The organism is Paraniabella hibiscisoli, from assembly GCF_022512515.1.
Taxonomy (GTDB): domain Bacteria; phylum Bacteroidota; class Bacteroidia; order Chitinophagales; family Chitinophagaceae; genus Niabella; species Niabella hibiscisoli.
Genome location: NZ_JAKWBK010000003.1, coordinates 21,704 through 43,539, shown reverse-complemented (window position 1 = coordinate 43,539; position 21,836 = coordinate 21,704). Strand labels below are relative to the sequence as shown.

Below are 21,836 nucleotides of genomic sequence, written 5' to 3'. Positions count from 1 at the left end.
GATACAAGGACCGGAATTCCTCCGTAATCTATGTTGCCCTTTCAGGGTTCGTTTGTTTACGAATAATCGCCAGAAATTTTGCCGCAGGCCCATATATGAAAGGCTGGCATTTACAGCCCGGTACAGCATGGCGGGGAGAAGCAGGAAAGGTGCCTGGATCCGTGCTTTGGGCTGCATAGCATTGAATCCGAAGCACGGCGACGGTAAGTAACAGTACGAATAGCAAATACTGCTTATCGCAGAGGTTTTTAAATGATTCTCTGGTACCGACGCCTCTCGACTAAAAAGCTCACCGCTTTATAGGCTACTCCCAGTAGGTGTTTGTTTTTTGGGGCACGGCATCACCTGGCAGGCGTCTTTATATTCTTTGTGTGCCGGTTAATTGTTGTTCATTACCGTTACGATTCCGGAGTAAGTTTTTACCCCACCTGCATCAATCTGCGCAATGCGGATATAAGTGTTGGTATTGCCTGTAACATCTTCCATGTTTTTCCCAGGGTATCCTACTATGTGCGTTAATAGGCCCGTTAATACAATACCAGCAAATACCCATCTTGTTTTGCCTGGTAATCCCATTGCCAGACTACCTAATGCCAGCAGTGCTATAACAATACCCAAAGCTGCAAAGCTAACACCAGCCATGTCGGCACTGAACTCGTAACTTAATATAGAAGTAGAATTACCGTCTTCGTCCCGGGACTGCATTTCACCGATAGTAATGAAGTTTACTTTATCTAACGAAACTTCTATGTCAAAGCTTTTATTATTTTTCTCAGATGCGGTTGACCAGTTTACAAAAAGTATATCACCGTTTACTTCAGCAGACAGATCGGCAAAATTTACTTGCATATCCGTAGTGATGCCATCTGCGGTAGTTTCGCTGTTATGCTGGCTACCGGTAAGACTGATTGGATTTATATGTTTGTTGTCAGTATTATTGTCCTTAAAACCTTTGCTATCTGGCCTATGAGCAGTAGTGGATAGTTTGTCCGTGGGTTTAGCTCTATGGTTACCTGAAGCGTATGCAATAGACCCCAGGCTGATAATGAGCAATATTAAAATGATTTTAATAATGGGCATAGTTGTTAATATTTGATTTTAGATGCCTGATAATAATTATTGAATTTGAGGTTTCAACGAGCGTACACTGTCATCTACCCCTCCCCGTATTTTAGCCACAATGCAGCGTAGAACCACTAATGATAAATGCTATCGTTTTTGCTTCTCTTAAACGGATACAAACACCTTTTGAGCAAGGGGTGATTGTAACAATGGCTCCGCTTTATTTATTATGATCTCACAGCCTGGGTCTTATAGCGGACCTTCTTTTTAATCACCAGGACTCAAAGGTAGAACAGACTGCAGTCATACCATTGCCATTAGGTATCTTTAAATGGCGTATTCGTGTCATGCTGATACATTGCAGTGTCAACAACTATACAGTTGGGTAATCTAAGAAATGCCTGGTCGTAAATTCTTGTATCCAGAAATAAATAACTTTTCTTACATACATATAATTGTGCTGCCCTATCAGAGTGTATCTGGTCCATATTTATCGCCAGAGACATGTATCTGGCAGGTACGTAAAAAGCTTTCAGCATTTTGGCCATGCTCGGGCGAACATACCAGATTCACATGTGGGCGGCCGCCTATGTCCTGAAAGAGCAGGTTGTATATAACCCAGGAGCATTTAATAAATACTGTTTTGCTGGTCATCATTAAAATTGATAGTGGGGGAGTCAACAGTTCCTAAAACTAAAAAGCCCGCTCCGTTTCCGGAGCAGGCTTTTTATGTATAAGTGTACAGATTAATGGTTGTTCACTACTCTTACTGTTTTTGAGTAACTTTTGCCTCCGTCTTTGTCTATTTGTGCAATACGGATATAAAAGTTTTTGCCGTCAGATAGGGCCTCTGCACTTTTCTTCTGGCAGCCGATAGCACTAACCACAATACCCGTCAGCATCAAACCTGCAAATATCAGTTTCCTTTTACGCGGTAAGCTCATGGTTAAAGCACCCAGTGCCAGCAAGGCTACTATAAAGCCTGATGTTGCCATAGCTACACCTGCCAGGTCTGCTGAGAATTCATAGCTTAACACGCTGTCTGAATTACCGTTTGTTGCTTTAGAATCTAAAGAGCCGATAGTAGTAAAATGAACACCATCTGCCGAAGCTTCTACTTCAAAGCCTTTATTATTTTTCTCGGAAGATGTAGACCAGTTTATGAACAATGAGCCACCTCTTACTATCGCAGACAGATCAGAAAACTGAACCGGCAATACCAGCGGATCGTTACTGATACCAAAGTTCACGGGGATGTTGTAGTGCCACCTGCAACACCACTTAAGTTACCAATGTTGAGTTGGCCGGTACGGTTGGTATTGTCGATACCTGTAGTACCCCTGTTTACGCCTGTGTAGCCATAACCGCCTGTGGGCACATCTGCAGCAGTAAGCCGGTCACCCACTTCTTTATCGGTATTAGTAATGGTTATTGAGTAGTTGCCACTTGTTGCCAGGTATCCGGTACCCACCTGGAAAGTATACGTGCCATTGGTGTTTACTTTTGCTGAGGCAATAACGTTACCATTGGGATCTACCAGGTTTACCCAAAGCCCGTTGGCCATACCTGTTTCTCCTGAACCTATTACCGCATCCCCGTTGGCATCATTCCAGATAGTGCCTGGTATGGTTACCCTGCTGCCGCAATCTTCAACCGCAAAAACTTTTACTACCGTAACAGTGCCGCAGGAGCTGCCATCGTTAACTGTATAATTAACCCTTAGCGTACCTTCACCGGTAAAGGTTAATGTTGTGCCCGATAAAGTGGCGGTAGCTGTACTTCCGGCTACGTCAATGGCATAAGTACCGCCTGCAGGGGTTCCCAGCAGTTGCAGCGTGTTGCCGATGCAGTAAGGACCATTTACCGCAGCGTTTAAACTGGCATTCACCGTTTCGCCACCACAAACCTGTACCGCGTTAGTGTTAAAGTGGTAGACGGCATCATAACCTCCGTCGGCAACGTTGTCTCCCATGCTTCCCTCAGTTCTGTGGCCTACATAACCGAAAGTGCTGGTGCACTCGCGCAATACCATGGTGGTATGGCCACCGCTTTCTACAGCAATAATATTGCTGTTGGAGTAACCTGACTGGAAGTTTGTTGGCTGTCCCGGATTTACGGCACTGGGCCCGGAATTATTAGAGCCACGCCCGATCATATTACCGCTTTCTTCTCCCCAGGAATATACTACCTTACTGCTATTAATTACGTTGATAGCCGCATATCCAAAATCATGCTCGTTGGGCGATATCCACTTGATATCGTTCATAGGTGTTCCTCCGGCACTGTAAGTTGGCTGCACCCAGTTAGGCTGGCTGGTGGTATTCCAGTTACCTAACTGCCCCATACTATTGTGTCCCATAGAGTAGAGTCTTCCATTTTCATACAGTACATAGTAGCTTACATCGTAGCCGTTGGTTGTATGTGTGGTTCCGATCATTTTAATGGCATCGGTGGCGCCTGCAGGTGCTGCCAGAGGAATAGCTCTGTCATAAGATAAGGAAGTAGTATTTACACCATCCCAGCTTTGGCCCCATACCCACAGGCCTCCGGCTGTATCAAGGGCGATAACGCCTCCCATACTGGCCCGGGCAGCTACTATACCTGACAGAAATCCTCCTGATTGTTTTTGTACGTGCGACCATGCCGTACCTGAGCCGGTGCCGCCAGCACCACGCATATCCCCATTGCCTGATAAAACATAAACATCGCCTCCACAGGTAGTTAAAACCACGGCATAAGTGGTGCCGAATAACATTTTTACAGTGCTGGCCGTAACTCCCGCCGGTAAACCAATACTAAGCTGTTGGAAAGAAGTGCTGGTGGTAAGACTATTAGAAATCATAAAGTCCTCTGTACCCCATGCCCATAGTTTGTTATCGCTGGTAAGCAGTAAAAACTGGGCTCTACCGGTACCATAACTACCAATAGCCACTTTTAAAGGGGTACCCGTTAAACCAGGGTAATTACCGGCATTAATGGTAGTAGGAACCAGCCAGCTATCTGCGCCGTTGGCTTTGGTAAGCTCACCCCATATTTTTAAGGAGCCATCGAGGTCTCTCACTACTGTTTGGTGAAAAGCCGATACGTAGTTATCATATTCCAGTGTGCTGGCTCCGGTGGAGGAGAACCCGAAATTGCTATAGTCCTGGCAGCCGCTGTTGGTGTAACAGGTTTGACTAAATGATGCATTGCTAAGGCATAGGCCTGCGGCCAAAGCCAGCAACAGAACTCTAAATGTGCGTGTTGTTGTCATTGTTTGTTTAGGTTTTAGATATTAGATTATTCCATACAGAATGTTGCACTTGGGATTTAAACAACAGCTGTATAAGTTTGACTGGATTTTTTTGTTTGAATTGTTGAGTTTAATGTTAGATTTTATGTTGAACAAAGTTTTAATAATTACACACCGCCTCCTAATATTATTCATTGACTGCTGCAATTACCCTCATGTCGTATGAACTTACTTCTGTTAAAATGGCCCGGTCGCAAACCCTGTACAAAAGTGGTTTATCAGGCATTTTATTTATCATGAATTAACCACCTAACAAAGGTAAATTGCTGCCAGGCTGAAGTGTTTGCTTTACGTATCTAAAAATGGTTTATTGGTGTCATTGAGATACGGTGAAGTTATTTTTCTAATGTATAAAATGCGTATGGCAACGACGCCGTTCATGCTGTGATATTGGAAGTAAACTGCCTTTACAGCGCGCTTCTGATGGCAACCATTAGCCAAGACATTGGCTAGGGCTGGTGTGGAAGGTTTTCAACGTTTGGGGAATATGGATTTAATTGTTGCTTTAAGTGACCTCGGCCTGAAAGGCTCAGTGAGGTGGATACCATGCCAACGTTTAGTTGGGTAGTTGCCTCAGGCTGATGTATGAAAAGCTTTCAACCTTGGGGCACAGACCTTAATTGACCTGCATGCCCAGGCCTGAAAGGCTTATTTATGGCCTGCCCGGGGCAACATCCCGGGCAGGCAGAGGCAGGTGATCCGCGCCCTGAAAGGGCAGCATATATGTTTATACGGCTATAACAACAACTAAACCTATTTTTTATAACACTAATAATTTTTGAGTAAGTGGCAGTACCATCTTTATCTACCTGAGCAATACGTATAACGTATTTACTGTTATCGTAATGGAGGTCACCGGTATTGTTTTTAGAACAGGAGTAACATATACCCATACATCCCAGGATTGTTAAAGCAGCAGCAATCCGGCGTCGCTTCCGAAGCCATACAGCACTCCATAAAATGCCCAGGAACCCTGCGCCCAGAATGCCTTCAGTAATTGACTTTGAAAAAGAATACGTTAGGGTAGTGCTCGAATTGCCGTCAGTAGCTTTTGATGGTAATTTTGCTATGGTAAAAAGTCCGCCCCGTTTTCAGATACTTCAATCTCAAAATGATCGTTATTATTTTCGGATACTGTGGTCCAGTCCACAATGAGATCATTATTATTCAATACAGCTTTAATATCCCCAAATACCACAGGTAGGCCGGTAGCAAAGTTTACAGTATAGGTGGCAGGGGACAGGTCTTGATTGCCGGCACCATCAACTGTCGAATAGCCAAAACTTGTGGTGGTAGTGCCTACAGGTGTACCGGCGGTAGGCGTTATCGAAAGAAGTGTCGGATCATAATTAGCGATAGTGGTATTAGGGGTAGTAATCGGGGTTCCGTTGTAGGTTAAAGTAAATCCATTGGTAGGTAGTGAAGTTATAATCAACGTACGCGTAGCCCAGGAACCTGTTGTAGCCTGATCTTCCGGATCACTTCCGGCAAGCGGTACACTTGATAAGTCGACAGGCACACCTACTATGGGAGCTCCTGTTACATTATTAGTTAGGCTGGCACTCTGGGGCTGCGAATTGATGCCGAAATTATTGCCTGTTTTATCAGTATTCGTTGAGGCATCTATTATTGCTACAACAGAGGTGATTCCATTTGGAGTACCATCCCCAGGTGAAGGTTCCGTACCTGTTTTCTCTCCGGTGTTTGTATAAGTAGCGGGTAAACCGATGAGCCGTAAAGTATAATTACCGCTGCCAGAGTAAGCGAGGCTATAGGTGCCATCGGAGGCTACCGGTACGCTTGCTACCTGGTTACCTCCTGCATCAAACAGTCCTACAAGCAAAGTGCCTGATAGATTGGTTCCTGTACCATCAATACTTCCATTGTTTAATCCATTGCCATCGCTATATACAGTGCCTGAATATATAATAGGACAACCGAGAAAAGACACAGATTGAACCCTGAAATCGTCATTGCCTCCTATGGAATTGAAGGTTAGTACCAGGTTGCCGCTATTAGGAATGGAAGATGGTAGGATAATGGTAATATCGTTGTAAGTAACGGTACTGGAGGCTGTAACAGTAACAGTATTGGATGTAACGCCGCCTGGACCTACGGCGCCGTTTCCGTAAACAACAGTTGCATTTTCAGGGTCGGTATCGGGTGTGGCAGGGTTGGTAATGGTACAATATACTGTTCCACCATAAGCAATGCTAAACAAAGCCCCATTTGAACTGGTTCGTGGCGTGAAATCTGAAACAGCAATGCGAATGGCCACCGTGGCGCCGTTGCCTTTTAAATTAGCATTGCTTACCGCCTGGGTCATAGTCTGGATCACTTCATTCTCAAAAAAGGCTGTATTGGAAGTATTGGCGCTTACTAAATTGGTTCCACTTCCCGTCCAGCCAAATTGGTTGGAGATAGTAGTGATGCCAATATTAGCATCGCCGGCAGCGCCAAAATCAAAAAAGTCAGTTTTAACAAGCCGCTGGCTGGTTGCACAGGGGGCCTGTGCATTGGCTGGTGCCAAAAAGACAAAAAAACTCATTAAAAAGAAAAAAACGATCCCCAAAGAAACTTTAGTGTCAACGAAGAGCCTGGGCCCCATTTAAAAGAACGGGTTGTTTTTGTTAGAAGGTCCATAAAAGTAGTTTAGATTTTAAGAAAGTTGATACTTAGGTAGGAAGAAATAAGTAACTCACTTCATATCAGGCACACGCTTATCGCTTTAATAGTTACCTGTTAAAAAGGCCTGCGAGAAGATGCGGCAAGCCATCTCATAACAAAGCTATACCATCCGCTTAAAATAAAGATTACTCTGCGTGTCAAGTTTTTTCTTATTTGTATCATGTGTCTAGGCTGAACAGCTTGCTTGTAACAAAAACGGTGAACGAGCCGTTATCAAAACGATGGCTCGTTCACCGCTATAAAGCTGTGAATGTTTATTTATTTTTTACAACGGTAACTGTTTTAGAATACGAAGTAGTACCGTCTTTATCCACTTGTGCGATACGTACAAAATATTTGTTGTCATCATCGTTAACATTGCTTATGTCGTTTTTAGAGCAGGAATAGAACATGCCAACGCTGGCCAGGCCTACGAGTAAAACTGCTATCCAGCGTCTTTTGCGGGCATATATGCCACCGAGTAAGAAGGCCAGGACGCTGGCACCCAAAACGCCTTGCGTTATGGATCTCGAAAAAGAATAGCTAAGGGAAGTGTCGGAATTTCCGTTGCTGGCCTGGGTAGGGGTGGAACCTATTTTAGTGAAGTTAACGCCATCAGCAGAAAGTTCAACATCATAATGGCTGTTATTTACTTCTTTTAAAACTTCCCAGTTTACTGTAAGCGTACCATTGTTAAATAAGGCGTCAATGGCGCCAAAAAGTACCGGCAGTGCACTTGAAAAGTTAACAGCAACAGTAGCCGGAGTAGGATCCTGCACGCCTGAAGCGTCAACCGTAGAAAACGTAAAGCTTGTTCCGGTAGTGCCTGACACCGGTGTTACAAGCCGGGTTACCAGTTTCGCCGGATCGAAATTGGCGATCCTGAACCCATTGCTTCCGATATCTGTACTTGTTATTTCTACACCATCATAAAAAAGAACAAATCCATTTGTAGGCAGACTTGTAATGGCGATAGTACGGGTAGTCCATGGATTTCCATTAGGATTACCACCTGCCGGAAGGTCCTGGCCATCGCTTCCATTTAATGGCGAATCTCCAAATGAAATGTCCTGGTTAGGTACAGGAGCGCCGGTAATAGCCTTGGTCGTATTGTAACTTTCGGGTAATTGATTAACGCCAAAGTTGGTGCTGGCAATATCTGAAGTACCTACCGCAATATTGGTTAAAGTGCCGCTTGGAGTGCCATCACTACCAGTGCCGGTACCAAGTTTCTGGCCGGTAAGTTCCCAGCCGGCAGGTAATACAACAGGCGGTTTCGTAGTGCTGCCTACCACACCTGGCTGGCTGGTGATAAGGACATCGTAAGTTTTTCCGGGTGTAGCAGCCAGGCTGTATGTTCCGTCCGGTTGCACGGGCACTATGTCCAAAACCTTGTTCTCTACAGCATCCCAAAGTACAACGCTAAGGCCACCACCATCGGTACCGCTACCGTTTACGGTATTGTCGGTCATGCCATTCCCATCAGCAAAAACATTTCCCGAAATGGAAACATTATAAAGTAAGGCATTAGGGCAGGAGGCTCCGTCATTACCGCCATTGGGGGCTACGCTCGGCCCTATTTGTGTGGCCGTATTGGCAGTACGGTTAATACTATAATAACGGCCCAGGTTATTGGCAAAAACATACATAGTTGTACTGGCGTCATAAAATACCGAGCCGTATGCTGAAGTCTCGGTTTGTATGCCTGCTCCAGAAATAACACTACCGAAAGATAGTACCCCTGTCCTAGGGTTCAGGGTAACCAGTTTGTAACGGTTCGTTACATCGGGCGCTCCGGTATTCAGAGTAGGGTTGTTTAAGCCGTAAAAAAGCCCATCAGTAGGATTATAGGCCATATCACTTACGTTAATGGTAGCCCCCTGCAAAGTTGGTATAGTAGGGGGCGGCTGTTTTGGCCGGATAAGGATAGGTAGCGCTGGTTGGATCTACCACCTGGCCATAGGTTGCTGTGCGGCTTTCATTGATATCAACAAAAAATACCGGTTATCAGTACCTACAGTGGAGCTTGTTACCAGTAAATATCCATCAGGCGTTATGTCTCCAATATTACCCGATTCGAGCCCGGTTACGTTAAGCGTAACAACAGGGCCGGATGAGCCCATACCAATAACCTGGTTGGTTCCGCCACGGGTAGCGTATATGAGGTTATTTAATGGTGAGTAGGCCGCGGCATTCACCGGGTAAGGTAAGGTTCGAATCGTCGACCTGCTTCCGGTATTAATATTGTAAGAGTAAAGTGTGGTGGTGGTTCCATCATTTACGGTTTGGTAAGCAACGTTGCCACAATTGAAAGGCACCTGGGCCCACAAACCAGTTGTGAACAGGAATACCAATACCACTGGAAGAATAACTCGGAGTTTTAAATGCTTCGTCATAATAATAATTGTTAGATAAGAATATGGGTTTAAGGTTAAAATAGTAAGGCGCTCCTGCTAGTGGCACAAACAAACGGTGTCGCCCACAGGCCATGACCTGCCTGTCATTTTTTAATTTTTCAATCGGCTGCAACAGGTAATACGTATCCTGTTGCAGAAGTTTTTGTTACGGTTTTAGTCAACTCTTTTATACTCCTGTTCACTTTCAAATTGGGCTAAAATGAGCAGCAATGACTTAAAGAGAAGTTGTTGTTGATTCAATTAGATTCAATTCCTGATAGCGAGGTCATATCAGGCTATTAACAGCTTATTTAAGTTTTATTATTACAAAGATGCTTTAATAAAAAGAAAAAAATTTCTCTTCTGTGTCATTTTATTGCCTATTTGTATCAGCTAAAAGTTGGTAGCTATAATCTTGATCATCTACCTGTTTATAGTTATTTATATTAAAAGATTAATATGCTGTAAGAGGATCTTAAGGGAACAGGTTTGGGACAGTAATGAGCTTTAGGTAAAGGTTGGAAAAAAGTAAATACTGGTTTGGATGAGAAGAGGTTGGCAGGCATTATAACATTACTGGAGGCAGGCAGTACAACGCAAATGGGCAATATCATTTATTAAATGGTAAAAGTGATCATACGTCACGAAAGATCACGTGAAGGAACTGCACGTGAAAGTAAAGGGCTGCAATAGGTATTGCCTTGAAAACGGGTGAGTATGCTATGCAGATTAAAAGAAAGCAGTCATATGCAAGTGTCGTGGAAATGACAAATCCTGTGAGTTGGTGCTTCAGCTATAATTAATCAGGTTTCATTCGAGCGGGAATTTGGCTACAGATGGTTCATTAAAGACGCTCGATATGAATATCGGGCAGATAGGTACAAGGTATCATGCCGGTCAAGATTTCTGGTATTATTGTGATGCTCACATAAAAATGCCGGAATCTAAATTAGCCTGAGGTGAACAATCATTGTTAAGGGAATGCGCATAGACAAATAATGAATGGTATTAAAATATGAATTTCTTTTAGAAAGCGCTCGTTTAAAATAAGAATGAGGGCTAATAGATTTTTAGACTTTAGTCTATGTCGGATTTTATTGTATTTAGGTTGTTTTTATACATCATGTTAAAAACATCTGATGTTCTTTGTGGTACGAAGTAGCCTATCCATCCCATGCGTGAGACAAATGAACAAAAAAAGACACTGTGGGTAAAGCCTATTTTTGATTTTTAACGAACCTTTACATCGCCCAAAGTGCCTCTAAATTGTAAAAACCCGATCAATTTTTATAATAGAAACTGCACTTGTACACACAAGCTGAACTTATTGAATAAGAATATTCAGTAACGCGGGCTTTTAATGTTCCGTAACGTAAAACCAGTAAACAAAAAATCATGCAAAAAACGCACAAAAGGAAACCTATGCCGGTTTCGCTAGCATTTCTTCTAACTCTTTTTCTACAACTGCTTGTAGCGCCAGCTGGTATTCATGCACAAAACTGCTTTTCCAGCCAGGGTTGCGCAGATTATAGTAATTATGGTATCAATTCTACGGTGGCGGCTACTTTAGAGTACGATAATATAGTTACAGGGGCCGGCCAAACCATTGCCAGGGATGTGAATGGCGAACTGAAAATCTTTGGAAGGTATACGGCACTCGATGGTATCAGGAACCTATTGTCGCCAATGCCCATTAATAATATTATGTTTCCGGGCCTTACCGGTACGCCGTTGAAAGCGGGTATAGGCTCTTTTGGAAGCGATGCCCAGGTGATACTATTAACAACAGATGGCCTATGGGCCTGGGGTGTTTTAAACTCAGCAGTAAGCAGTAGTAGTACCGTGGCACCCAACAGGAAGTTTAGCAAAATACCTTTAGGGCTACCTGCCGGGGTAACCCCTGCAGATGTAAAAATGATGTTTGTTACCTACAAATCAATTGCTATTACTACCTGTGCAGGAAATGTACACGTGCTTACCAATAGCAATAATTCCGGTAATGCCGTTGCGCGTGGCGATGGAAGCACAGGTACGCCTGCTGGCTGGAATACTACATGGTCTACTGTACAAAAAACTGATGGCAGCCCGCTTACCAATGTGGTAGCAACAAGAGGTGGATGGGGTATGTTCTATGCGCTCACCGGCGCCGGCGAACTGTATACCTGGGGAAGTGATACCTATTTAGGTACAGGTACTACCGAAACTGCCGTTCAAAACAGATCGCGTGCAACTTTGATGACCTTGCCTCCAGCAGACCCCGGAGACGGACCTATCAAAATGATCGGTTTAACAGCCGATGATTTTATAGCACCTACTTACTATGTGTTGTACCAAAGCGGTAAATTATTTGCTATGGGTGCCGGTAGTGCCAGAGCCCGAGGATACTATACACTAACGAACGGCTCCTGGAATGTACCGGAATATCCAAGCGCCGGTAATCCTAATGCTCCAGGTCCTTTGATGACTGATATTAAGTGGATATCGCCCAATGAAACAGACCCTGCTTACCCTTCAATTAATGTAATTAACAGCGCTGGCCGACTATACAATTTCGGAGAGGAAGTGTATGGTAATCTGGGAAGAGACGCGGGAGATGCTAATCGCTATCCCGGCCAGTCTCCTACACTTACAGGTACAGATATACGCGCTGTGGAAAGCAGCGGCTACAATACTGTGGTTATTACCAACTGCCAACCTAATTTTGGCATTGCGGGTGATAACTTTGACGGTAGCAGAGGTAGCGGAATTGCTTCTACGATTATTGACGACGATTTCACCTTTAATACCGCCGGTATTAAGGTATGTGGCGCCTCCAATACCGATATGCCAGAGATCAATATACTTGGTGCACCGTCCATCAATGATGTTGGCGAATACTGTAACGGTACAACTGTGGAGTTAGGATTGAGCCCTGCGGGTGGTACCCTTGCCATCAGGTCGGGAACTGCCAACCTGAATACTACTGATAATACTATCAGCTTCACAACGGCTGGCCTTGTAACGATTGGTTATACTGTAAATGTTTCGGGTTGTGGTCCTGTTGAAGTAATACGCGTTTTTAACGTAAACGGAGGTTGTACACCTAATATTACATTAACCGGTAGTGTATGGAGAGATGATGGTAACGCAGTGATAAACGGTGGCGAACCTAATCTGGCTAACAATATGTGGGCTAATTTAACAGGTCCGGCCGGCGAGGTGATCAGTTCTGTAAGGGTAACCACTTCTGGTGCAAATCTGGGAACCTACCAGTTTTTAGTTAGCAAAGCCATTATTAACGAGATTGGAGCTGGTAACTATTCTATTGTGCTTACCAACGCGGGCAAAAGGCAAGGTACAATATTAACAGCTGCTGATGTACCTGCAAATGGTTACGGATATACCGGCACTAATAATAACGGTACTGCGGATGCTGCTAACAGAACAGGAAAGTTGAATGTGGGTGACTTGATGGCAGCGGCCGATAATAGCACGCTTCCTAATTTATCTTTTGGTATCAGTAACGATCCATTGGTATTGCCAGTGAGCTTTGGCGCTATTACTGCAAAAATAATAGGCGGCCAACTGACTGTAAACTGGAGCACCCTTAAAGAAACCAACAACGATCGTTTCGAAATTGAAGCATCTGTTGATGGAGAAAACTTTACTACAATAGGTACTGTAGACTCGAAGGCAACTAATGGTAATTCTGATCGGGATTTAGAATACCAGTTTGAAAGAAATGCCACCGACAGCAATTCCTTGTTGTTAAGCCTGGGAGTTCTGGCACTGGGTGCCATTGGCCTGGGTGCTACCCGTAAATTCCGTGTATTATTTGGTTTATTGTTACTGCTCGGTGTGTCTGGCTTTATTGTGAGCTGTAAAAATCAGATCCACAATCTTTGGAAGATGGCAAACTGTTTATTCGTATTGCACAAATAGATAAAGATGGTGCTAAAACCTACTCGAAAACTATAACTGTGCTTAAGAACTAAACCTGTCCTGCAATATATACACTAATAAGGGTTAACTTAAACGTTAACCCTTATTTTATAGAGATAGTACAAGATCAATCAGTTGAAGCCTGTGTAAAATTGTGGTAGTATTCTGCTTCATCGGTAAATTGTCAAACCTTCATAAACCGATACAACTGCTTTTTGCAAAACATTCATTTATCAAATGAAATAGTTTCCTTCCTTATCAATCTTTAAATCTAAGTAACATGAGAAAACAAATAGGATTGTTTTTAATGATCTTCTTTTTATGCGCTGACGCCAGCCAGGCACAGAATTTTATCACCAAATGGAGGTTTACAGCTGCTACCACGCAAATAGATTTTTTAGCTGGAACGGCGGGAGTGGTCAACTATACATGGGCTCATGGCGCCAGCAGCGGCAGTGGGAGCTTTAACACGGGTGCTTTCGGTGCGGTAACTATTACTGGCATCAACCTCCCGGCCAATACGGAGCTAACACTGCAGATTGAACCCGCTAATTTCAGGCGCTTTTTTATCAGAAACAATGCTAACAGCCGCGATGGACTTAGAGATATTAGTCAATGGGGCACCGTACCCTGGAGCACCATGCAGGCAGCTTTTGCTGGAGCGCCTAATCTGAATATTTCGGCCACTGATGTACCTGACTTAACCAATGTAACCAACATGGCTGAGATGTTTAGTGCCTCCTCTTCGGTAAATGGCCCCGCTAATATTGGTAGCTGGAATACCGCCAACGTAACAAACATGAGTTTTATGTTTAGCGGAGCCACAGCTTTTAATCAGCCACTGAATAACTGGAACGTGAGCAATGTTATGAATATGCAGAATATGTTTTATGTGGCTGCCTCTTTTAATCAGCCGCTTAATAACTGGAGCGTGAGCAATGTTACGAATATGCAGAATATGTTTTATGGGGCCAGTTCTTTTAATCAGCCACTGAATAACTGGAATACCGGTAATGTTACCGATATGAGCTATATGTTTCACCAGGCTTTTGCTTTTAATCAGCCTATTGGTAACTGGGATGTACGTAAGGTTACTACTTTTAGCAATATGCTCGTTAATGCTATTGCTTTTAATCAAAACCTGGGAAACTGGAGATTAAATCCAAATTCGACTGGTTTGTCTTTTTTAACCACTGCTGTGGATTGTCAAAACTATAGTCTTACCCTTAAGGGCTGGGCGGAAAATAACCCTACAGTAACTAACAGGACCATTGGTGGAGATGGCCGGACTTATGGCCCTGCTGCAGTTGCTTACCGAAATCAGCTGATCAGCCAGGGATGGACTATCCTTAACGATACCTATAATGCAAGTTGCGCTGTAGTGCTGCCTGTAGTATTGGGCGATATTACAGCAGTTAGTAAAAATAAACGCCTGCTGGTAAGTTGGACCACTTTTTCGGAAACCAATAACGATCATTTCGAAATTGAAGCCTCTGTTGACGGTGAAAACTTCACCAGGATTGGCAGGGTAAGCTCAAAAGCCACTAACGGAAATTCAGAGCAGTCTTTAATATACCAGTTGGAAATAAGCGCATCAGAAAGTAATTCATTATTGCTGAGCCTTGGAGTTTTGGCACTGGGAGCTATTGGCCTCGGTGCTACACGCAAATTCCGTTCGCTGTTTGGCTTGTTATTGCTTTTGGGCTTCTTGTTGTATGGTGAGTTGTAAAAAATCAGATACACCATCCTTAGAAGAGGGTAAACTGTTTATTCGTATTGCACAAATAGACAAAGATGGAAGCAAAACGTATTCGAAAACGATAACCGTTTTAAAGAACTAAACCTGTTCTATAATATATAAGACAGATAAGGGTTGACTTAAAACGTTGACCCTTATTTTATAGAGGGGATCAAAAATGACAATTGACAGGAGATAGGAGGGGTGATGAGAGAAGTTGACAGATGATAGATCTTAGATGATAGATCATGGTTCATAGAGCATGGCTCATAGTCGATGTCTATGGATTATCATCTAAGATCCATCATCATCACTTCCTATTGCGGGCATAATGCAGCGGCGATTGACCAAATCTTTTTTAAAGCTTTTAGTGAACTGGGAGGCTGAATTGTAGCCGCTCATTATGGCTACTTCGTTCATTTTATACTGGCTTTTTTGTATAAGATCTGTGGCACGCTTAAGGCGTCGTTGTTCTACAATTTCATAAGGGGTAAGTGGCGTCAGCGTTTTTATCTTTCTATAGAGTGAGGCCCGGCTCATGTGCAGGTGTTTGGCCAGAAACTCCAGGTCGAGCATAGGATCAGCGATATATTCGTCGACAATACTATGTAATTGGCTGATAAAGCCTTTTTCGCCGTTGTTTTCTTCGGCATCGCGGTTCTGTTTTTCCAGTAGCAGGAAGTCTTGCACGCGTGTACGGTTCTGTAATGTGCTTATCACCTGAGCTTTTAAATAATCGGGTGAAAAAGGTTTTTCGAGATACACATCGGCACCCCAGTGCAGCCCCTGTATCTTATGCTCCAGCTCTGCTTTGGCGGTTAGCAGTATAACCGGTATGTGGCTGAGGCTTCCGGTTCTCTTTATAAAGCCGCAAAGCTCAAACCCGTCCATGCCCGGCATAGCTACATCCGATATTACAATAGCGATATTGTGATTCTTTAGATGCTGAATAGCCTCTTCTCCACTGTTAGCGCTAAGCACATTGAAGTCGTAATCCAAAAGGTCGGTTAATAAATTAATAACCAATTCTTCGTCATCTACAACCAGTATAGTTTGTTTCAGCATAAAATAATTGGGGAGTAAGAATGTTTAGAAATTAGGTTCATAAGCTTTTGTTTGCCAATGGCTATATACAGGGTGCTTATTATATCCTTTATAGTGGCTTTGATAGCAATCGTGACTGCTTCTTTTAATCTGCCTTTGGAAGGTCGGGGGAGAAGTAATATAATTATATATGCCTCGATGAAGCGGGTGTCGTTTTATTGTTACCGCAAATTTACTTTGGTGGGCCGGTACCACATTTAAAGTTCCGTATTCATTAAAATATGCGGTTCGTTCATGACTGTTAAAAATAATCCCTTTGCCAACATATTTGTGGCGATAGTTCGCAGGATATACGCCAAACAGAGCCCGGCATATATTGCTATTGAGTTTAGAGGGCAGGTGCCAATAAGAAGGGGTCATTTCACTATTGATTATTCAAATTTAAATATTTGAATTGTAATAATGGATGTACGGCCTGTTTTATTTTGATCAGAAGGTTCCTGAAACTCACCAAGCTCTTTTAAATTGCTATAGCGTGTCATTGTATTGCTTGTGCGTGTCAATTTGGTGGCGCATTTATTTCAAGAAACCAAAACTATTATTTTTGGTTTTATAAAGTTTTTATAGGCTATTTTAATATATATATGATAGCATCATACCCCTACCGCTGAGCGCATGCCCTTTTAAATTTTACAAGGAAGCTTTTTATTTAAGGTTCATCATAAAAAAGCGTATGGGAATGGCTTCTCAAGTGGTATAGGTTCGAGGTAATTGGCAAGGGTAAAGGTTATTAATAGGCATGGGAGAATTAGGCATATGATTTCACGTAGCTATAAAACTTTATACTTTTTTAACACAATCTTATATAAAGGGTAAAACGAAATGAAGGCGCTTTTTAACAGCTATCGTGATGTTGCCACTTGCTGCATATATACTGGAGCTGCTTTGCCAGGTTTGCCTGATACCAGCTACTGCATACAAATTGTTTGCGCTTAACCATAGGTAATAATATGAGGGAACCGGCGATACTTATAATAGACGATGATAAAGTGCTCGTGGATTTGTTAACAGATATCCTGGGTGGCAATTATATTGTGGCTTCGGCCTTTAACGGCGAAGAGGCATGGACGATTTTACGCAATATACAGGTTGACCTGATTATTATTGATATTATTTTGCCTGATATTGATGGCTTTCAGCTTTGTTCGATGATCAAATTAAACAAGGAGTTTAGTCATATACCCATTATCATATTGAGTGCAAAAAGTGATTTAGAAGATAAGGTCTCTGGTTTACAAAAAGGCGCTGACGTATATATTGAAAAGCCTTTTTCTCCGGCCTATCTTGATGCTCAGGTATTCAGTATTTTACAAAATAGGTTAAAATTAAAGGAACGGTTTGAAAGGAGCGGCGACACCCTGATGATTCAGTTTCCACACTTAGCGATCAGCAATTCCTGGCCAAGCTGCACCTGTTAATTGAAACACATATAGGAAATACGTTCCTCAGCATCGAATTCCTTGCCGAGCAGTTACATATGAGCCGCTCGTCATTGTACCGGAAAATAAGGATGACTTCCAGCTATTCACCCTACGAAATAATAGAACAGGTAAGGTTGAAAAGAGCTGCTGCTTTAATGCACGAAGGCCGTTACAAGATCAATGAAATATCCATTTTGACAGGTTTTTCATCTCCCTCACAGTTTACCAAGAGCTTCAAAAGGAAGTTTGGTAAAGCTCCTTTGAGTTACCTGAGAGAGTATTTAAAACGAAGAAATGAGGGGACCGTTTAGGCGGACGATGATGGTAAAACGTAATGACTTATAGCTCACGCTAATAAATAGTTGAGTTGTCAATGCCTTACGGTATGACCTATGAAAAGATTCGTAGTTTTCTGAATCAGAGCGTTACAAAACTTTTTGGGTTTTTCGATCTGAAACCTTCTCATGCCGGTGAGTTGATTCCATTTGTCATTCATCTATTTAGTAATTTATGTATAAAAGGGCCCTTCTTTGCATATACAGGAGATGCTGATATTTATTCATGAATAAAAGATTACCATTGTCGCCGGATGGGATCATTTCATCATAATTTCCTGCCGTCGTCAAACCTAAGTGCTGCCAACCTCTATGTCTTACCGGTTAATGCGACTGCCCGATGTCAAGTCGCTCAAACTTGCCCTCAGCATTTAAGTGAAATTTAAAGAAGACTTTGAAGGTACCCCATTGGCCGGCTTTGAAGCTGCCGTATACATCTTTGCCTTCGTTTTCTACTTTGTCAATTGTGCTGAATTTCTCAGTACCTAATGCTTTTGAAAAGAAAGTTTTAAAATCTACTTTGTTACCATCGTCGGTCATTTGAGGATCTGCAATAAAGAATGTATACCAACTTTTATCGCCGGCATCTAATGCCTCAATAGCCTGTTTTACTTTCTCGTTGGTAATCTTTGAAAAATCCATAGTGGTTTATTTTTAATTTGATTTTGGAGATATTGGCGGGTGAGCGTTTTTGCTTTGCCTTCGGTTAGTGAGCGAAGGGCTCATCATCTATAGCGTAATAATATTAAGACTTTCATGTTGCATATTTTAATGAGACATATTGATTACCTGCCATACCTTTTCGAAGGGGATAGTGCAGATAGATGATGGAAGGTTGAGTAAAAGAAAAAGGAGCTTTCTGCCGACATGCATTTGAAATCTTCATCCAGCATTAATAAGGCAATATGCCTGCTATTGTATTTTTGAATGGAATAACTTCAACGCCAATATAAAACAGTCCGTTCGCGAGCCATCTGACTGCTTGCAGTCACTTTCGAAAAACACGAACATACGTAAGTGTCGTACTGTTAAAGTTGAATAAAAACGACTGAAATTAGTTTACCATACGTGCCAGTTTTTTTGTTATTTGTATCATATGATTTAGGTAAAAAGAGTAGGCCCTGAATTTGTTTTCACGTCTCATTTTTTGAACCGTTTAGCATAGCCGTTCATTTTACACTAAATTTGAATCATCTAACTAGTCTTAAATATTATTGATTCTGTCAATGTCTGCTTTTTCAATGGTGCATACTCTTCAAAAGGACGTATGCCAATGCTGGTGTATGCTATTGTTTTCTTATTGAACGTATACGCTGCTAAAGGACAGTTGCATGTTTTTACCAATTTCGATAATACGTCAGGGCTAAGTAATAATACTGTATTCTGCGTTGTACAGGGCAAGAAAGGATTTATTTGGTTCGGTACTGCGGATGGACTGAACCGGTTTGACGGGAAAAATTTTAAAGTTTTCCGTAATATTTCCAATGGAAAAAGAATTACAGGCCCTCTTTATGTATGGGAAATGATCGTACACAGTAATGGCTCTTTATGGCTTTCTACCAATAAAGGGGTTTTTGTTTTTGATGATACTACTGAACAGTTGCTTCCCGTAAAAAAGCACCGGATGGCGTAGTGTATGGAATGACTGAAGATGCTTTTGGAAAAGTATGGTTTTCTACTGGTCCCCGCATTTATGAATGTGACCCGCAAAAAAGGAAGCAGTATTATATGGTAACCCCGAACAAAAGCAATACAGTGATATTATCGTTACTCAAGATAAGCAGATGTGGGTGGGCACCGAAAGCGGTGAGCTGGGGCTATGGAATCCTGATAAGCGGCGATTTACTTTTTCCCGGTTAACACTGATTTGCAACCCGCAAGTATCAGGAAGGTGTTTCAGATTTTCGAGAAGGACAATGGAACCCTATGGGTAGGTGGTATGCAGGGGCTAAGATCATTTAATACACGATCGCAAGAAGTAACATCTTTGCGAATAGACGGTAGCTTCTTAAAAGATGTAACAGTACGTAATTTCGTTAAAATAAATGCCAACGAATTCTGGATGGCTACTAACAGAGGCATCTATATATTGGATAGTTCTGGTCTTGTAAGGGACAAGATTCAGGAAAATGTTTTGAGCCGGAATTCGCTTGCCGCAAATGATGTACAGGCGCTTTGCAAGGATCTGGAGGGGGTATATGGTGTGCTACTTATCAAAACGGTGTGAGTTATTATGCGCCGGTGAGCAGTGCTTTTGAGATTTATACGTCCGGGAACAGTGCTAATAGTATAAAGGGAAAGATATTTACCAATATTGTGGAAGACGCCAAAGGAGATATATGGATATCCGGAGATAATGGCTTGAACAGGTTTAATACAACAACCCGGCAGTTTACAAGCTATTCTACACAGAGTAAAACCGGCCGGCTTTCGGGAGTAGATCTGTTAGGGATGGGGATTGATAGCAATAAACTATGGATAGGTGCGTGGCGGCAGGGAATTGATGTGATGGATATTAACAACGAAAAAGTTATTAAACATTTTACGGAAGGACCGGGTATACATGATCTGAAAAGTAACCGTATCATGTCAATTTATCCCGATGCTGATGGTCGCATAATTTGGGTAGGCACAACTCAAGGGATTTGTAAGTATAACAAGCTTACCCGCCAATTTACTACAGCCAACAACTTTCCGCAGCTTACACCTTATAACGCTATAGCGCAAGCTGCTGATGGCACAATCTGGGCGCTGTGTCATGGTTTGTTTTTCTATAATGCCAAACAGAAGCTACAAGGGCAATTGAAGATAACGGTACGAGGGGAGGATATTTTACCGACTGGTATTAATTCTGCTTTAATTATTGCAAGAGATGGTAACCTGTGGTTGGGTACAGGGAACGGGTTGATACAGGTGAATGCTAAAAACACTAATGTCCGTATTTTTACAACCAGGAATGGTCTTCCATCCAATATTGTAACCGGCCTCGTAGAAGATGATGACGGAGGCCTTTGGGTAACTACGGCGGGCGGGGTGGTGTTTTTTGATCCGCGTACTCAAACCGTCACTAATTATCAACAGATAAAAGAATTCTCTGGTGGCCAGTTTTCTTATATTGGTTCTTACAAAGCCAGAAATGGGTATGTTTATATAGGCACCCAAAGTGGATTGATACGTATTAATCCAAGGCTTATACAACAGGCTGGTTTCACGCCGCCTCTTTATATTACCGGCATTTCAGTGCAGAATAAACGACTTTATATTAATAAAAAAGGTATTCTAAAACAATCAACTTTGGTCACCGACGACATTACGTTTACGTATGACCAGTCATCTTTTGATATCGACTTTGCCGCGCTTACTTATGCTTCTCTTGAGGGAGTTCAATATGCTTATAAAATGGAAGGCCTTGATAAAGACTGGCATTATATTAAAGGCCGCGACAATGTGAGCTTTACAGGGTTGCCTCCGGGCAATTATACTTTCAAAGTAAAATCTACCAGCAGCAACGGGATGTGGCAGCAAAACGAGAGAGCTTTAAGGATTACCATACTTGGACCTTTTTACACCACTATTTGGGCCTATTTGATCTATATTCTGGTATTAGTCATTTTGATATTGCTATCATTCAGGTATTATAAAAAGCGGTTAGCGCAAAAACAAAAGCGAACCACATTGTTATATGAAATTCAAAAAGAGAAAGAGATTTATGCATCTAAAACAGAATTTTTTACCCATGTTATTCATGAGATAAGAGCGCCGGTAACTTTGCTAAAGGCCCCCCTCGAAATGGCTAAATATGATAGTAGGGACCTGCCACGCACACAGAAATATCTTACCATTATGGAGGAGGGGGTACAAAGAGCTATACAGCTGATCAATCAGTTACTTACCTAAAAA

General features: G+C 42.4%; 15 protein-coding genes. 7 read left to right on the top strand and 8 right to left on the bottom strand.

Annotated features, from left to right (window positions below):
- Positions 1-378: 378 nt before the first annotated feature.
- The 6 genes from MKP07_RS31230 to MKP07_RS31205 form a co-directional block, all read right to left on the bottom strand.
- On the bottom strand, positions 379-1,080 hold the full coding sequence (locus MKP07_RS31230) for a hypothetical protein (RefSeq protein WP_240852023.1): 702 nt from the start codon (positions 1,078-1,080) through the stop codon (positions 379-381).
- A gap of 728 nt (positions 1,081-1,808) precedes the next feature.
- Positions 1,809-2,312 (bottom strand): hypothetical protein, encoded by a 504-nt coding sequence (locus MKP07_RS31225; RefSeq protein ID WP_240852022.1) that lies wholly within the window; start codon positions 2,310-2,312, stop codon positions 1,809-1,811.
- On the bottom strand, positions 2,309-4,315 hold the full coding sequence (locus MKP07_RS31220) for a hypothetical protein (RefSeq protein ID WP_240852021.1): 2,007 nt from the start codon (positions 4,313-4,315) through the stop codon (positions 2,309-2,311). Before MKP07_RS31220 ends, MKP07_RS31225 begins: the two co-directional genes overlap by 4 nt.
- Positions 4,316-5,420: 1,105 nt before the next feature.
- Positions 5,421-6,926 (bottom strand): hypothetical protein, encoded by a 1,506-nt coding sequence (locus MKP07_RS31215; RefSeq protein WP_240852020.1) that lies wholly within the window; start codon positions 6,924-6,926, stop codon positions 5,421-5,423.
- A gap of 370 nt (positions 6,927-7,296) precedes the next feature.
- Positions 7,297-8,907 carry a hypothetical protein gene (locus MKP07_RS31210; protein WP_240852019.1) on the bottom strand — a complete coding sequence of 537 codons (1,611 nt, stop codon included), beginning with the start codon at positions 8,905-8,907 and terminating at the stop codon, positions 7,297-7,299.
- Between the two features lie 60 nt (positions 8,908-8,967).
- Positions 8,968-9,417 carry a WD40 repeat domain-containing protein gene (locus MKP07_RS31205; protein ID WP_240852018.1) on the bottom strand — a complete coding sequence of 150 codons (450 nt, stop codon included), beginning with the start codon at positions 9,415-9,417 and terminating at the stop codon, positions 8,968-8,970.
- Positions 9,418-10,839: 1,422 nt separating this feature from the next.
- Between MKP07_RS31205 and MKP07_RS31200 the strand changes: the two genes are divergently transcribed.
- Together MKP07_RS31200 and MKP07_RS31195 are read left to right on the top strand one after the other, a co-directional pair.
- Complete coding sequence (locus MKP07_RS31200) at positions 10,840-13,338, top strand: hypothetical protein (protein ID WP_240852017.1); 2,499 nt, start codon at positions 10,840-10,842, stop codon at positions 13,336-13,338.
- A 280-nt stretch (positions 13,339-13,618) separates the two neighbouring features.
- Complete coding sequence (locus tag MKP07_RS31195; RefSeq protein ID WP_240852016.1) at positions 13,619-15,067, top strand: BspA family leucine-rich repeat surface protein; 1,449 nt, start codon at positions 13,619-13,621, stop codon at positions 15,065-15,067.
- A gap of 303 nt (positions 15,068-15,370) precedes the next feature.
- On the opposite strand, the gene MKP07_RS31190 is transcribed toward MKP07_RS31195, so the two are convergent.
- Positions 15,371-16,141: a response regulator gene (locus MKP07_RS31190; protein ID WP_240852015.1), complete on the bottom strand. Its 771-nt coding sequence runs from the start codon at positions 16,139-16,141 to the stop codon at positions 15,371-15,373.
- Between the two features lie 965 nt (positions 16,142-17,106).
- Here MKP07_RS31190 and MKP07_RS31185 point away from each other — a divergent pair.
- Positions 17,107-17,598 (top strand): response regulator, encoded by a 492-nt coding sequence (locus tag MKP07_RS31185; protein ID WP_240852014.1) that lies wholly within the window; start codon positions 17,107-17,109, stop codon positions 17,596-17,598.
- The gene (locus MKP07_RS31180) at positions 17,577-17,912 is read left to right on the top strand and encodes a helix-turn-helix domain-containing protein (protein WP_317236218.1); all 336 of its coding nucleotides are present in this window, start codon (positions 17,577-17,579) and stop codon (positions 17,910-17,912) included. The genes MKP07_RS31185 and MKP07_RS31180 overlap by 22 nt, the downstream gene beginning before the upstream one ends.
- 348 nt (positions 17,913-18,260) lie before the next feature.
- On the opposite strand, the gene MKP07_RS31175 is transcribed toward MKP07_RS31180, so the two are convergent.
- Complete coding sequence (locus MKP07_RS31175) at positions 18,261-18,578, bottom strand: hypothetical protein (protein WP_240852012.1); 318 nt, start codon at positions 18,576-18,578, stop codon at positions 18,261-18,263.
- A 631-nt stretch (positions 18,579-19,209) separates the two neighbouring features.
- Here MKP07_RS31175 and MKP07_RS31170 point away from each other — a divergent pair.
- From MKP07_RS31170 to MKP07_RS31160, 3 genes are all read left to right on the top strand, one after another.
- Complete coding sequence (locus MKP07_RS31170; RefSeq protein ID WP_240852011.1) at positions 19,210-19,569, top strand: ligand-binding sensor domain-containing protein; 360 nt, start codon at positions 19,210-19,212, stop codon at positions 19,567-19,569.
- 258 nt (positions 19,570-19,827) lie between these two features.
- Positions 19,828-20,163 (top strand): hypothetical protein, encoded by a 336-nt coding sequence (locus MKP07_RS31165; protein WP_240852010.1) that lies wholly within the window; start codon positions 19,828-19,830, stop codon positions 20,161-20,163.
- Positions 20,160-21,833 carry a ligand-binding sensor domain-containing protein gene (locus tag MKP07_RS31160; protein ID WP_240852009.1) on the top strand — a complete coding sequence of 558 codons (1,674 nt, stop codon included), beginning with the start codon at positions 20,160-20,162 and terminating at the stop codon, positions 21,831-21,833. The genes MKP07_RS31165 and MKP07_RS31160 overlap by 4 nt, the downstream gene beginning before the upstream one ends.
- Positions 21,834-21,836 lie beyond the last annotated feature (3 nt).